This window comes from Exiguobacterium aestuarii (assembly GCF_020171655.1).
GTDB classification, from domain to species: Bacteria; Bacillota; Bacilli; order Exiguobacteriales; family Exiguobacteriaceae; genus Exiguobacterium; species Exiguobacterium aestuarii_A.
This window is the reverse complement of the sequence record NZ_JAIVAC010000002.1, coordinates 59,098-72,315: the sequence shown is the minus strand read 5'-3', so window position 1 is coordinate 72,315 and position 13,218 is coordinate 59,098. Positions and strand designations below refer to the sequence as shown.

General features: G+C 47.9%; 14 protein-coding genes and 1 other annotated feature. Of the genes, 9 read left to right on the top strand and 5 right to left on the bottom strand.

The genetic code is table 11. The features are described 5' to 3' along the window. Positions 1 to 24: 24 nt before the first annotated feature. The 3 genes from LCM29_RS11330 (at position 25) to LCM29_RS11320 (ending at position 3,358) form a co-directional block, all read left to right on the top strand. Positions 25 to 660 carry an FMN-dependent NADH-azoreductase gene (locus tag LCM29_RS11330; RefSeq protein WP_015880490.1) on the top strand — a complete coding sequence of 212 codons (636 nt, stop codon included), beginning with the start codon at positions 25 to 27 and terminating at the stop codon, positions 658 to 660. Positions 661 to 739: 79 nt separating this feature from the next. Next, positions 740 to 1,417 carry a uracil-DNA glycosylase gene (locus LCM29_RS11325; protein ID WP_214876438.1) on the top strand — a complete coding sequence of 226 codons (678 nt, stop codon included), beginning with the start codon at positions 740 to 742 and terminating at the stop codon, positions 1,415 to 1,417. 143 nt (positions 1,418 to 1,560) lie between these two features. Next, positions 1,561 to 1,754, top strand: a binding site (T-box leader). 44 nt (positions 1,755 to 1,798) lie between these two features. After that, positions 1,799 to 3,358: an aromatic amino acid hydroxylase gene (locus tag LCM29_RS11320; protein ID WP_224862910.1), complete on the top strand. Its 1,560-nt coding sequence runs from the start codon at positions 1,799 to 1,801 to the stop codon at positions 3,356 to 3,358. A gap of 43 nt (positions 3,359 to 3,401) precedes the next feature. On the opposite strand, the gene LCM29_RS11315 is transcribed toward LCM29_RS11320, so the two are convergent. After that, the gene (locus tag LCM29_RS11315; protein WP_224862908.1) at positions 3,402 to 4,400 is read right to left on the bottom strand and encodes an alpha/beta hydrolase; all 999 of its coding nucleotides are present in this window, start codon (positions 4,398 to 4,400) and stop codon (positions 3,402 to 3,404) included. Positions 4,401 to 4,430: 30 nt separating this feature from the next. Further along, positions 4,431 to 5,252, bottom strand: a complete 822-nt coding sequence (locus LCM29_RS11310; RefSeq protein ID WP_214876331.1) for a Cof-type HAD-IIB family hydrolase — start codon at positions 5,250 to 5,252, stop codon at positions 4,431 to 4,433. A 125-nt stretch (positions 5,253 to 5,377) separates the two neighbouring features. Between LCM29_RS11310 and LCM29_RS11305 the strand changes: the two genes are divergently transcribed. From LCM29_RS11305 to LCM29_RS11290, 4 genes are all read left to right on the top strand, one after another. After that, positions 5,378 to 6,070 carry a response regulator transcription factor gene (locus LCM29_RS11305; protein ID WP_026824524.1) on the top strand — a complete coding sequence of 231 codons (693 nt, stop codon included), beginning with the start codon at positions 5,378 to 5,380 and terminating at the stop codon, positions 6,068 to 6,070. Further along, positions 6,067 to 7,446, top strand: coding sequence for a sensor histidine kinase (locus LCM29_RS11300; RefSeq protein WP_214695920.1), 1,380 nt, complete (start codon positions 6,067 to 6,069; stop codon positions 7,444 to 7,446). Before LCM29_RS11305 ends, LCM29_RS11300 begins: the two co-directional genes overlap by 4 nt. A gap of 66 nt (positions 7,447 to 7,512) precedes the next feature. Continuing rightward, entirely contained in the window at positions 7,513 to 7,878 is a 366-nt protein-coding gene (locus LCM29_RS11295) for a DUF1499 domain-containing protein (protein ID WP_214695922.1), read from the top strand. After that, positions 7,875 to 9,299, top strand: a complete 1,425-nt coding sequence (locus LCM29_RS11290; RefSeq protein WP_224862905.1) for a dihydrolipoyl dehydrogenase family protein — start codon at positions 7,875 to 7,877, stop codon at positions 9,297 to 9,299. Before LCM29_RS11295 ends, LCM29_RS11290 begins: the two co-directional genes overlap by 4 nt. A 32-nt stretch (positions 9,300 to 9,331) precedes the next feature. On the opposite strand, the gene LCM29_RS11285 is transcribed toward LCM29_RS11290, so the two are convergent. The 3 genes from LCM29_RS11285 to LCM29_RS11275 all read right to left on the bottom strand — a co-directional run bounded on the left by LCM29_RS11285 (position 9,332) and on the right by LCM29_RS11275 (position 11,149). Continuing rightward, entirely contained in the window at positions 9,332 to 10,111 is a 780-nt protein-coding gene (locus tag LCM29_RS11285; protein ID WP_214746984.1) for a flagellar motor protein MotB, read from the bottom strand. Continuing rightward, the gene (gene motA, locus LCM29_RS11280; protein ID WP_074034258.1) at positions 10,089 to 10,871 is read right to left on the bottom strand and encodes a flagellar motor stator protein MotA; all 783 of its coding nucleotides are present in this window, start codon (positions 10,869 to 10,871) and stop codon (positions 10,089 to 10,091) included. Before motA ends, LCM29_RS11285 begins: the two co-directional genes overlap by 23 nt. Positions 10,872 to 10,957: 86 nt before the next feature. After that, positions 10,958 to 11,149: a hypothetical protein gene (locus LCM29_RS11275; RefSeq protein ID WP_224862903.1), complete on the bottom strand. Its 192-nt coding sequence runs from the start codon at positions 11,147 to 11,149 to the stop codon at positions 10,958 to 10,960. Positions 11,150 to 11,349: 200 nt separating this feature from the next. Between LCM29_RS11275 and LCM29_RS11270 the strand changes: the two genes are divergently transcribed. Both LCM29_RS11270 and LCM29_RS11265 read left to right on the top strand, forming a co-directional pair. After that, positions 11,350 to 12,729, top strand: a complete 1,380-nt coding sequence (locus LCM29_RS11270; RefSeq protein WP_214695929.1) for a TrkH family potassium uptake protein — start codon at positions 11,350 to 11,352, stop codon at positions 12,727 to 12,729. A 185-nt stretch (positions 12,730 to 12,914) separates the two neighbouring features. Continuing rightward, complete coding sequence (locus LCM29_RS11265) at positions 12,915 to 13,199, top strand: hypothetical protein (protein ID WP_224862901.1); 285 nt, start codon at positions 12,915 to 12,917, stop codon at positions 13,197 to 13,199. Positions 13,200 to 13,218 lie beyond the last annotated feature (19 nt).

The window sequence follows — 13,218 nt, the reverse complement described above, 5'->3', positions numbered from 1 at the left end:
GATTACCAAATGGAGGATTACACGATGACTAAAGTATTATATGTATCGGCTAACCCGAAACCAACTGAACTTTCATACAGCAAACAAGTTGCAGAAACATTCGTATCAACGCTCAAGGCTGAAAACGCATCAATCGAAGTAGAAGCGATCGAACTCTACGATGTCGATGTACAAGAAATCGATGGAGACGTGCTCAGCGCATGGGGCAAATTCGCATCAGGCGAAGCACTCACTGACGTAGAAGCGAAAAAAGTAGGCACAATGAGCGGCATGCTCGAGAAGTTCATGGAAGCGGACCTTTATGTATTCGCGACGCCAATGTGGAACTTCTTCTTCCCGGCACGCATGAAAATGTTCCTCGACAGCGTCCTCATGGCAGGTAAAACGTTCCGTTACACAGAGCAAGGTCCTGTCGGCTTACTTGAAAACAAACAAGCGATCCACATCCAAGGAACAGGTGGGATCTACACAGGAACTGACCTTAACTTTGCAGATGCATACCTCCGTCAAGCGCTCGCGTTCGTCGGTGTGTCTGAAGTGACGACGGTAGCGGTTGAAGGGATGAACCAATACCCAGACAAAATCGAAGAAATCGTTGCGGACGCGAAAGCGAAAGCAGAAGCACTTGCGAAAGAAGTTGCAGGCGCAGTAACAGTATAATGCGAAAGACGAGTCGATCGACTCGTCTTTTTGTATGCACTCATTTTGGGTATCATACAAAGGGAAAGGGGAGTATGCAATGGGAGAGCAGTTATCGAGTCGATTACTTGGGGATTGGACAGACATCATCCAAGACGAGATGAGTCAACCTTATTTCCAACAGTTGAAGCAATTCGTCGATCAAGCGTATGAAGAGACGACGGTGTATCCGAACCGTGAAGACATTTGGAACGCTTTTATCTATACCAAATTCAGTGACGTGAAATGCGTGATCTTAGGGCAAGACCCGTATCATGGACCAAACCAAGCGCATGGCCTCAGTTTTTCTGTACAGGATGGGGTGCGTTTTCCGCCATCGTTACGAAATATTTTTCAAGAACTAAAGGATGACGTCGGATGTGACATTCCGAAGAGTGGGAATTTAGAAAAGTGGGCGAAACAAGGAGTCCTCCTCTTGAACACAGCGCTGACGGTCGAAGCGGGAAAGGCGGGTTCGCATCGTGGGAAAGGGTGGGAACAGTTCACCGACTCGGTGATTGAGCGGCTTGGGAGTCGTGAAGAGCCGATTGTATTTATCCTGTGGGGGAATGACGCCAAGAAGAAAATGAAATGGATTGGGGAGCAGCATAAAGTGCTCACGTCCGTTCATCCGAGTCCATTGTCATCCCACCGAGGATTCTTTGGTTCGAAGCCGTTTTCTCAAGTGAATGACGCTTTAAACGAGTGGGGACAGTCCCCGATCGATTGGTGTCTTTGACAGTCTACGAAAATTCGTAGACTGTTTTTTGTTGACGCATCGAAAAACCTTTGGTACAGTAACTAACAAGACGTCACTTTAGTGCTTAAAAGCATATATGCATAACAGCATAACTGTACAAAAGATAGAGAAATGAATACGTATTAGATGCGAAGAAGGAACCGAAGTAGAGACATCTTCCCTGGCTCAGAGAGCGTGTGGTGCTGCGAACACGCCCAAAAGATGAATCGAATTACAGTTCCCGAGCTCTCATGATTGAGCGGTCCCCCGTTATCGGAATAAGCGGCTAGATATTCTCTAGCAACCAGGGTGGTACCGCGGCTTTGTCGTCCCTATCGATTGAATCGATAGGGATTTTTTGACTTTAAAGGAGGACTTCACATGTTGACACAATCGATTCCAGCACATCTTGCCCCACATATTTCACCGCAGTTTTACAATGAATACACACCAACGGATCACGCCGTCTGGCGCTTCGTTTTAAGCTTGAATCTGCATACGTTAGAAGGAAAGGCGCACCCGTTTTACATCGAAGGTTTAAAACGGACGGGAATGGGACCAGACCGATTACCGAACGTCGAACAGATGACGGATGAGATGCGGGCAGCGGGATGGTCGACGGTCGCAGTGGATGGACTCATTCCAGGCGTTGCCTTTTTTGATTTCCAAGGGAACGGAATGCTGCCGGTCGCGACGGACATTCGAAAAGTCGAGAATATTTTATACAGTCCAGCACCTGATATCATTCATGAGGCGGCAGGTCACGCGCCGATGCTGATGGACCCGACGTTCTCGGAAATCGTCAAACGTTTCGGACAACTAGGAGCGAAGGCGTTCATGAACCGAGAAGAGCATGCTTCGTTCGCGGCGTTGAAACGCTTGACGATCGTGAAAGAGAACGCCAACTCAACGGAACAAGACATCGAGGCGGCAGAACGAGCGGTACACGAAGCGAAAGCGCAAGTGACCGGTTTTTCAGAGGCACAACAAGTCGCACGCATCTTTTGGTGGACAGTTGAATTTGGATTGATTGGTGACCTTGAGAATCCGATGATTTACGGGGCGGGCCTCTTGTCATCTGTCGGTGAAAGCCGTCACTGTCTGACCGATGCGGTCGTCAAACATCCATTTGATTTGGAGCATGCGCTACAGACGAAGCAAGACGTGACGAATATGCAAAAAGAACTATTCGTCATTCCAGACTTTGAGACGCTTTCTTCCGTTTTAGATGAATTAGAGGGGAGAATGGCCATTCGAAAAGGTGGGGTTGAATCGGTCACAAAAGCATTGGCGTCGGGAAGTCAATCGACGATTCGACTCGAGGACGGTTCAGAACGTGTCGGCATCGTTCGCCACATGACAGAATCGAAGGAACATACGCTCATCCAATGGGATGAGTGCACAGTCGTAAAAAATGGTCAGTTGACGAAACGAGAACGTCACGGACTTCTCATTGTCCATGACACGGAATCGGCGCTAGACCGCGATGATCTCCTCGAGGACGGAATGACCCTTCGTCAAGCATGTGCATCGGACATGCTCGAAGGGGTGACCGTTCAACTAGAAGGACGGACGATCTCACTCGATTCACTCGAAGTACGCGTCGATTCACTTCCATCGGTCTTCCCTGGGACGACGGTGGAAGAATTGACGATCATTGAAAAACCGGTGATCATCGAACGGGATGAACGTGTATGGACGAAAGATGACCCGATGTTCAATCGCATTCACCTCATGCGTGAACGCGGGGAATCGATTGATGGTCTCGTTCCAGACATTTTATCCGAGCACCCGGATGCGTGGTTGTTACACATTGAATGTCTGGAGTTAGTAGAAGACGAGGAATTGAAGCAGGCCTTGATTGACCGACTTGAAGCACTTCGTCATACATCTCCTTCTCGAAATGAATTGATTGGACGCGCGTTCGAACTGTTACGCTAACGAAAATAAGCGACGCTCTCTGAACAGAGAACGTCGCTTATTTTTATACGGATTGATTCGTCGTTTCACGTAAGAACGTGATCAGACGGCGATACGTCGAATTTGCCGCCGGGCGGTCCATTTCGAAGTAATAGTTATGACCGAGTTCGTGTTCGTTCCGGTCATAAAATACAGTCGTCACATCCGTTCGACCTGAGAGAATTGTTGCAAATTCTTTCGCCTGATCTTCAAACGAATGGTCGTTTCCGTCAGCGATAAACGTCGGAACGAATGTGGCAGGTACGTTGACGAGCGGCGAAGCTTCAGCGACGACCGGGAGTGTTTCCCAGTTGTATGTGCCGAAATAAGCCCAACCGATGCGTTTGAACAAGAAGCGGTTCACAGATTTCGATGATTCGAGCCATGAACGTTTCAAGTCGAATGGTGCAGACAATAAGATGGTTCCAAGGATAGACGATTTCGGTACAACTTGTCTGACTTCGGCTGAAGGCGAGTAGTCGTCATTCAACTGAATCCCGACAAACTGTGCAACGAGCTGTCCACCGTTCGAATCACCCGCGAAAAAGACGCGGTCCAAATCGAGACGGAATCGATCGTTGTTTTCAGCGATGAATGTATACGCTTCTTCCATTTGCTGAAGTGGTGTCGGATACGTTACATCTGGCGCAAGCGCGTAGTTGATACTGACGACGTTGTAGCCGTTACTCGCAATCGAGGTGGCGTATTTTAAGACGTCAGATTTATCACCACCGACGAACGAACCACCATGCACCCAAAAGATTGTTGGGACAGGTTTTCGGTCGCCTTCATAGCGAATCAAATCAAACGTCCCGTTGTCATAAGAAGACAAGTAGTCGATGTCTTTTCGGACAGACGTCTTTTGAACGACTTCCTCGAATCCCTTCATCTCCACTTCGTTCCCCCCTGCGAACGAAGTTTTGATTAAACGTGTTGCTGGTTTAGGTGAAAGGAACACATAAGCCGCTCCCGCGACCGCTGTTCCAATCAGCCCGACTCCAGCGCGTTTCAACCCTTTATTCATCTTACTTCCTCCCTTTCTACAACCAGAAGCTTATTGCGTGACGAGTACGTCCGCCATGTATGTCTCGATGACATGCGCAATTCCGTCTTCGTTGTTTGACTTCGTAATGAAGTCCGCTTTCCCTTTGACTGTCGTATTGGCGTTACCCATCGCAACACCGAGACCTGCCCATTCAATCATCGTCAAGTCATTGTTTCCATCACCGCAAGCGATGACTTCTTTCTGGGCGATGCCGAGTTGATCTGCTAGGAAAGCAAGGCTTGTCCCTTTTGTGACACCGGCTTCCGTGAACTCTAGGAAGAACGGTTTTGAACGAGCGACGGCCAATTTTCCAGCCAACTCTTCTTGTAGCTTCGTCTCGATCGGAGCAAGGGTGTCACCATCGGCAAGCATCAAACATTTGACGACAGGTGCTGTTACGGCTTCTTTAAAGTCGTTGACATGAACGACCGGCATACCTGTCAATTCACCTTCGATATCCGTATACGGATTCGGGCGATCGGTTACGATTTCGTTACCGACGTACGTATGAATCGCGATTCCTTCCCGTTCACTGATATCATGGAGATGAGCGACTGTGTCCGGTTGAAGCGTGCTCGAGAAAATTTCCTCGTTCGTCGCGCAATTGATGACCGAGGCACCGTTGAACGATAAGATGAAGCTACCGTACTTCGCAAGTTCTAATTCACGGGCTGCATCCCACATTGCAAACGTTGGGCGGCCACTTGCGAGCACGACTTTATAGCCGCGCTCTTGCGCATCGAGAAGTGCTTCTTTTGTTTTAGGGGAAATCGTATGGTCGCTCGTGAGGAGCGTATCATCCATATCCAATACAATCATCTTGTAACTCATAGTAGTAGGGGGTCCTCCTTCAGAATCTAATGACTCCATCCTAAACCTTTTTAAGGTCAATTGACAACCTTGTCGCAAAAACGTAACTATAATGTAGAGAAGTGAACTCTAGAAGAGGTGTAAATATGAATCGAATTTTAGTAGCTGAGGACGAGCATGCGATTCGCAGCTTCATTATTGTGAATTTAAAACGAGCCGGTTTCGATGTGTTCGAAGCGACGAATGGACGAGAGGCGGTCACCGCATTTGACCGTGAACCGTTCGATGTTGTCTTATTAGACGTTATGATGCCGGAGATGGACGGGTTCGAGGCATGTGCGGCCATTCGAGATATCGATGAAAACGTCGGGATTATCATGTTGACGGCACGGACGCTCGAAGAAGATAAAATCGAAGGACTCGGAAAAGGGGCGGACGATTATATCGCCAAACCGTTCAGTCCAGGCGAATTGGTAGCACGCATTCAAGCGTTGCTGCGACGCGTGGAAAAAGTGAAACGAAAAGACTCGAAGCGGTTGAAGTCAGGCCCATTCGCGATTGATCTTGCGGCGAAGCAAGTGACGAAGTACGGTCAATCGATCGATTTGACGCCGACCGAGTATGACTTGATTTGTCATCTTGTTCAAAATGAGGAAATTGTTTTATCGCGTGATGCACTACTCGATGCCGTATGGGGCGTCAACTACTTCGGTGACCGCAAGACCGTCGACGTTAACATTCGTCGCTTGCGTCAAAAAATCGAAGATGACCCGAGTCATCCGATTTATATTGAAACATTATGGGGTCACGGATATAAATGGCGGAGACATGAAGCATGAAACAACAGTTAGTTATTCGCATGATGATTGTCGTGACGATCGTCTTGCTTTTACTCGTCAGTGTCTTGTCTTACGGGACATATCGATACTATTACGAGTATGAGTCGGAAGCGTTACTCAGTCATGCGACTACGAGTGCATATTTATATCCTCAAGCCCAAGTCGGGTTTGAGACGCCGAGTGCCTTTTCCGTTCTCGTCCGGACATTCGGATATCCCGGAACCGATTTGACGATTGTCGACCAGAGCGGTTCAATCGTCAAGACGACCGGTCAACGGACGAGGCAGGCATCTTTTTCACAAGAACAATTGCAAGAGCTGTCACGAGGTGAGTCGGTCGTTCAGGACTATGACGTCGGTGACGAGCATTACTTATCGGTCACCAGTCCGATTATGACGAACGATACGTCAGAGTTCGCGATTAGTTTTACACGCCCGCTTGAAGACCTAGATACGCTGATTCGTGAGATTTGGATGACCGTCGTCATGATTGGTGTCCTCATCTGGTTACTCGCACTCTATACGGTCATTCGCATTGCTGATCGTTTCGTCCGTCCGATTCGTCAAATCATCGAAACGGCGGATGAGATGGCTCAAGGTGATTTCGACGTCGCTGTGGAGTCGAATGAGAAACATGAGCTTGGGGCATTGGCTCGGACACTTACGTATTTAGGTGCGAAAGTACAGCAGCACCAGTCGACACGTAATGAGTTTCTCTCGAGCGTCTCCCATGAATTGCGGACACCGCTCACATCGATTAAAGGATGGACGGAGACAATTCGAGGTGGCGATGAGAAGTTGTCTGAAGAAACGGAGCTTGGTCTGAGTATCATTCATTCGGAAACAGAGCGCATGATTGGTCTTGTAGAGCAGCTTCTCGATTACACGAAGATTGAAGAGAGTCGATTGGTCTTGTATCGTCAGGAACTCGATTTAGTCTCCTTGTTGCGAAAAGTGACGTTGCAGTTAAAGCAGTCGCTCGAAGACAAAGGCATTACACTCATCGAACGTTATCCTCAAAAGTCAGTCGGGCTATTTGATGAGAATCGATTGAAACAAGTGTTCCTGAACATTCTTGAGAATGCGATTCGCTTTTCACCGGATGGCGGGACATTGACTATCCGTTTCGTTCAATCAGAACGTGTCGCCTTCATCTCGATCATCGATGAAGGTCCTGGCATCTCACGTGAGCATTTGCAGCGTATCACCGAAATGTTTTATCAAGCCCATGTGACGGAAGGGAGTAGCGGTCTCGGACTCGCCATCTCCAAAGAGTTGATTGAGGCACATGAAGGAAAACTCGTCATCGAGAGTGAGGTCGGACACGGGACGACCGTGACGGTTTTATTACCTCTCGACCCGAGCGAACTACATTAATAGGGTTAAACCTCCCGAATTCAGGCTACATATATAGATGTATGTAGAATGAGGGAGGTTTTTGTTATGGCCAATCAGTCATTGAAGCCGTTAAAAGGAAGTCCAAACGCCGTCTCGACGCAAACCTCGATTGAAGAGTTGCGTATGTCTCCGCTCCCATATGCGGGGAGTCGCGGTCAATCAATTGAAGCAATCAAGATGGCAATGAACCAATTGCCACGGGCCGAACTGATCAAAGAAACAGATGAGGGCCTTCATTATGTGGTGACCTCGAAAGTGATGCGTTTTAAAGATGATGTGAATTTTCTATTTGATGATTCCACTCAACAAGTCGAGTTTCGGTCTGCGTCACGTGTCGGCTATTCAGACTTTGGCGTGAATCGGAAGCGGATGGAAGATGTGAGTGAACGATACCGGAGGTTGATTCGATGAAGGACTATCAGTTGATTGTCATCGGCGGTGGTGCCGCTGGGATGACGGTAGCAGCAGGAGCAGCGAACTTAGGCGCGAAGGTCGCGCTTGTTGAAAAGAACAAACATTTAGGTGGCGACTGTCTGCACGTCGGATGTGTCCCGTCGAAAGCATTGATTGCAGCCTCGAAAGAAGCGAATGCGATGATGCGCGCGGCGCGTGTTCTCGGAACAGAATTCAATGGAGGCGAGCATTATCAAATGTCGAAAGCACGAGTCGACAAGGCACGCGCTATTATCCAAGACCATGATGGGACAGAACGTTTTGAAAAGATTGGGGTCGACGTTTACATCGGAGAGGCTTCTTTCCAAAGCCCGACAGAATTGAAAGTCGGTGACGATTTATTGATTGGGAAAAAATTCGTCATCTCGACCGGCTCAAAACCGACAGTCCCTCCAATCGACGGATTGGATCAAGTCACATACTTAACGAACGAGACGGTTTTTGAAGAAGAGACGCTTCCGGAAAGCCTCATTGTCATCGGTGCCGGGACAGTCGGCCTCGAGCTAGCACAATCGTTTGTTCGACTCGGCTCGCAAGTTACGGTACTCGAGGCACAGGATGCGTTCTTGCCAAAAGAAGATGAGGACGTCTCAACTTACCTAAAATCTCAACTCGAGATGGCGATGCGCTTAAAAATCGGCGTGAAGGTCAACCGGGTCGATGAAGTCGACGGTCGCATTCGTGTCACGACAGAGGTGGACGGCGAGACAGTCGAATATGAAGCAGATAAACTGCTCATGGCGACAGGGCGTGTGCCACGCATCGACGCGCTTCGTCTCGATCGTGCAAACGTTCAAGTGACGAAAGGATACATCGATGTCTCCTCTTCGTATCGGACGTCACAGCCGCATATCTTTGCGATTGGCGATACGATCAAGACGTTACCGTTCACACACGCGGCTGGCGAAGAAGGGAAAGCCGTTGTTGCGAACGCACTGTTTGGACTATGGAACAAGGTAGATTACAGTAAGCTTCCTTGGATCACGTTCACAGATCCCGAAGTATTTCACGTTGGGATGACGGAGAAAGAAGCGCGTGAGCGTTACGGGGATGACATCGAGACATATGAAGCGAAACTGTCGGAAGTGGACCGTTTCATCGCCGAACGCCAAGAGGCGGGCTTTGTCAAAGTCATCACGAAGAAAAATGGAAAGATTATCGGGGCACATGCGGTTGGTGAATCAGCTGGCGACTGGATGCAAATCGTCGTCTATGCGATGCAACGCGGCGATAAGATTGGGAAGTTGTCACGCATGATTTACCCTTATCCATCGCGCAGTGAAGCGGTGAAGAAAGTGACGGATCTCTACTGGCGGAAACGCTTGTTTGAAAGTCCGCTCACAGAACTAGCGAGACGTTACTTCAAATTGACGCAATAACACAAATCACCCACTCGTTTGAGTGGGTGATTTTAGTTCGGTAAGGTGATTGTTTCAATCATTTTCGGTTCGCCCTCCGATAAGTCGACGAGCGGTTTAATCAACACTTCGACGCGTCGGTTTTTCGAACGACCTTCTTCTGTATCGTTCGTGGCGATTGGTTTGAATTCCCCGTAACTTGCGAGTGTAAACTGAGCCGGGTTCAGTGCATCATTCGTCAATAATCCACGCATGAATGCCGTTGCACGTGCTGAACTGAGTTCCCAGTTTGATGGGAAGCGGGCCGTGTTAATGGGGATGTTATCCGTATGACCAGAGACGACAATTTCTCGCTTTCCAGCCTTCTCTAAGATTTGACTGATGTTTTGAGCCACATTTTGAGCATCGGCATCAAGTGTCGCCTCTCCTAAGTTGAAGAGGGCGCGGTCTTGAATCGTTAAGACGAGACCGCTCGAGTTGATGGTCGCTTTAATTTGGCTCTCTAACCCGTTCTTCTTAATGTATTGGTTCACATCTTCTTTCAACTCATCGAGCTGAGCGAGTTCGTACGTGCGTGGGTTGGCGGTCGTGTTGGTTTTATCCGTTCGACTGATGTCGCTGTTTGAGGCGGTCGAAGCTTGAAAGACACTGACACCTCCAGAGAATACTTGGTTGAACGAACGCGACATTTTCTCGAGCTTCGTCTGGTCGATGTTACTCGATGCGAACAATACGATGAAGAGCGCGAGTAAGAGCGTCAATAAGTCGGCATAAGGAATGAGCCAACCTTCTGGAATGTGTTCTTCATGATCATGCTTCTTTTTGCGTTTCATAGTCAGCTCGCTCCTTTGGAGACAAATACACAGACAGCTTATCTTCTAACGTTTTTGGAGATTCACCGCTTTGAATCGATAAAATCCCTTCAATCATCATTTCTTTGATGACGACTTCGCTCTTCGAATACTGCTTTAATTTATTGGCAAACGGGAACCAAAGTACGTACCCGGTGAAAATCCCGAATAGTGTCGCGACGAAGGCCGCCGAAATGGCGTGTCCGAGTTTTTCGATATCCGACAAATCTTTCAGGGCGGCAATCAATCCGATAACGGCTCCGAGTACCCCGAGCGTCGGCGCATATGTCCCGGCCTGGGTGAAGATGTCGGCGTTCGCCTTATGACGCTGTTCCATGTTTTCGATGTCACGTGACATGACTTCCGCAATATACTCAGAAGGTTGACCGTCGATGACCATCATCATACCTTGGCGTAAAAATGGTTCTTCGACTTGTTCGAGTGCTGTTTCAAGAGATAATAGACCCTCTTTCCGAGCTTGCGTCGATAAATCGACAAATTGTGTAAGCAATCCAGATTTACTTGGGAGTTCTTGTTTTTTGAACAAGATTTTAAATAACTTCGGTACATTTTGAAGCTGTTCTTTCGATACGGCGATACTGACCGCAGCAGCTGTACCGACGAAAATGATAACGATTGCGGCAGGGTTGATCAGCGGTGCGATACCCGCTCCTTTTAATAACATTCCACCAACGAGGGTGAGGAACCCGAGTATGAGCCCGACTAACGTAACGACATCCATGTCTTTGTTTTCCACCTTTCCGAAATAAATCAGGACAAAAAAAGCGAGAGACGCTACTCGTCTCCCGCAACATGCGTTCCCGATGATTAAGCGCCGTTTTCATCAATCAGCATTTGAATGCTGATGTTTCGTTCTTCACGCTCTATATCGGTTAATACGTCGTATTTTTTTAACAATGCGTACAATTGATTCACGACTTCTTGCTCAAGTGACCAATTGAGTAACTCTTCTAGCTGAAAATAAAGGTGAGCGGGCATACATTGTGATTGGCGCTCCAACCTTCGCGAGACATCCTCTATCGAATGATCTACCGTACTAGGGTCCACGGTTTCATTCAACCTCCTCAACATTCTTAAAGTCTATCTCCCATAATACCAAAAATTCGAGGAAAGCGTTAGAGATACATTTTCTTGTTGGCATTTAGAAAGGCGAGGAGTAACATGAGGCTTAGAATAACAGAAGTGAAGGGGATGTCGTGATGCGACATAGACTGTCAGCGCGTGAGATGCGCTTGAAGCGAATCGAGGTACTTTATCGAGTCGTGTTTGAAAAACCTGCTCGCTTTATCGCGGGAGGATTTTTACTTGCGATTTTTATCGGGGCAACACTTTTATATATGCCATTTGCTCAAGAAGAACCAGTGTCTTGGATTGATTGTCTATTTATCGCGACTTCCGCGGGTACCGTGACCGGATTGTCGACAGTCGACATCGGATCGTCGTTCAATCTGTTTGGGGAATTGGTGATTGTCGCCCTCATTCAAATCGGGGGTCTCGGGTTCATGACGATTGCGTTGATGCTCCTCAGTGTATTAGGGAAGAAAATTGGATTGAAACAACGGATTCTCTTGCAAGAGTCGTTAAACTTAGCCGGCCCCGGTGGAACGGTTCGTCTCGTGCGAAATATCGTCTTCACGACGGTCATTGTTCAATTTATCGGGATGCTGTTTTTGACGTTCGAGCTATATAGTACAGAGAGTTATTCTTTTGGTGCGGCACTTTACTACGGCTTTTTCCATGCCGTCTCTGCCTTTAACAATGCAGGCTTCGCGTTGTTCCCGGACAGTCTGATGTCATTTGAACAAAACACGGCGATTGTCGTGACCATCGCCCTCATGATCATGATTGGGGGTCTCGGGTTCACGACGATTGCTGATGCGACAGAAGTGCGAGGGTGGAAGCGTCTCGCCCTCCATTCGAAGATTATGATTCTGTCCCTTTTGGTCATCAATGGGGTGGCATGGTTCGTGCTCATGATGTTTGAGTGGGTATCAAACGAAGGTTCTCTCTATGGGCGGTCCATCGGTGAGGCACTACACGTAACCTTTTTCCAAGCCGTGACGACACGTACGGCCGGTTTCAATACGATTGATATCGCAACGATGGCACCTGCCTCAATCGGCTTGATTTTAATTTTGATGTATATCGGGGCCGGGGCAGCTTCGACGGGGTCAGGGATTAAAGTGACGACGCTAGCGGTCATCTTCGCGGACATGTGGGCGTTCATTGCAGGTAAGAAAGAAACGGTCATTATGGAGCGGACGATTGATGCGTTTCAAATCAAAAAGGCATACGTTGTCGCCATCTCGAGCTTCTTCTTCATCCTGATTATCACGACACTCGTCATTTTGACGAACGGTCATATTCCAGCGAGCGCCATTCTGTTTGAGACGGTGTCGGCGTTCGGGACGGTCGGGTTATCATTAGGCATTACCGCTGATTTGAATGCTGCCGGCAAAGGGTTCATCATGTTCATGATGCTCCTTGGACGTGTCGGATCGTTGACGATTCTCTTTACGGTCGCACGACAAGCCGACCGGAAGATTCGCTATCCGAAAGAGAAGATTTTGATTGGTTAAAAAAGAGCGTATGAAGAAAGAACGTATTTGGCTGCAATCCATGCATAGGGGATTGTAGCCTTTTTTAGGTCTATACTAATCAGAAGGCGAAATCGTTTTTTATCAGCTTTTATCCCATTTAATCATTGGTATATAATGGATTTAAAAATGAGTAATCTGTCTGAATCGATTAAGGGGGTTTTAACTTGTTATCTTGGCTAGGTATAACAAAAGGAGAGGAAGAAGGACGTCCATTCTTCGGGGATGTATCAAAAAGAGCGGTGACGCTTGTTTTGCTCACCTCACTGATACTGATGAATGTGGTGAAGTCACTATTCCTTTACCTGATTCCAAAAATATATTTGGAGGATGCACTCATTGCTGTTCTCCCTGGTATAATCGGTCTTCTCGTGGCGTTGGTCTATATCCTCGTTCTCGAGCGTCTGCTACACGAACAAGCGATTTCTCATAAAAAAATGGATCAAGTATAAAAAAACGAGTGTACTCTCG

Coding starts and splice junctions, on each gene's coding strand:
- LCM29_RS11300 (WP_214695920.1), top strand. CDS start 6,067: ATGAAACAACAGTTAGTTATTCGCATGATGATTGTCGTGACGATCGTC.
- LCM29_RS11285 (WP_214746984.1), bottom strand. CDS start 10,111: ATGAAACGCAAAAAGAAGCATGATCATGAAGAACACATTCCAGAAGGT.
- LCM29_RS11315 (WP_224862908.1), bottom strand. CDS start 4,400: ATGAATAAAGGGTTGAAACGCGCTGGAGTCGGGCTGATTGGAACAGCG.
- LCM29_RS11310 (WP_214876331.1), bottom strand. CDS start 5,252: ATGAGTTACAAGATGATTGTATTGGATATGGATGATACGCTCCTCACG.
- LCM29_RS11320 (WP_224862910.1), top strand. CDS start 1,799: ATGTTGACACAATCGATTCCAGCACATCTTGCCCCACATATTTCACCG.
- LCM29_RS11330 (WP_015880490.1), top strand. CDS start 25: ATGACTAAAGTATTATATGTATCGGCTAACCCGAAACCAACTGAACTT.
- motA (WP_074034258.1), bottom strand. CDS start 10,871: ATGGATGTCGTTACGTTAGTCGGGCTCATACTCGGGTTCCTCACCCTC.
- LCM29_RS11290 (WP_224862905.1), top strand. CDS start 7,875: ATGAAGGACTATCAGTTGATTGTCATCGGCGGTGGTGCCGCTGGGATG.
- LCM29_RS11325 (WP_214876438.1), top strand. CDS start 740: ATGGGAGAGCAGTTATCGAGTCGATTACTTGGGGATTGGACAGACATC.
- LCM29_RS11270 (WP_214695929.1), top strand. CDS start 11,350: ATGCGACATAGACTGTCAGCGCGTGAGATGCGCTTGAAGCGAATCGAG.
- LCM29_RS11305 (WP_026824524.1), top strand. CDS start 5,378: ATGAATCGAATTTTAGTAGCTGAGGACGAGCATGCGATTCGCAGCTTC.
- LCM29_RS11295 (WP_214695922.1), top strand. CDS start 7,513: ATGGCCAATCAGTCATTGAAGCCGTTAAAAGGAAGTCCAAACGCCGTC.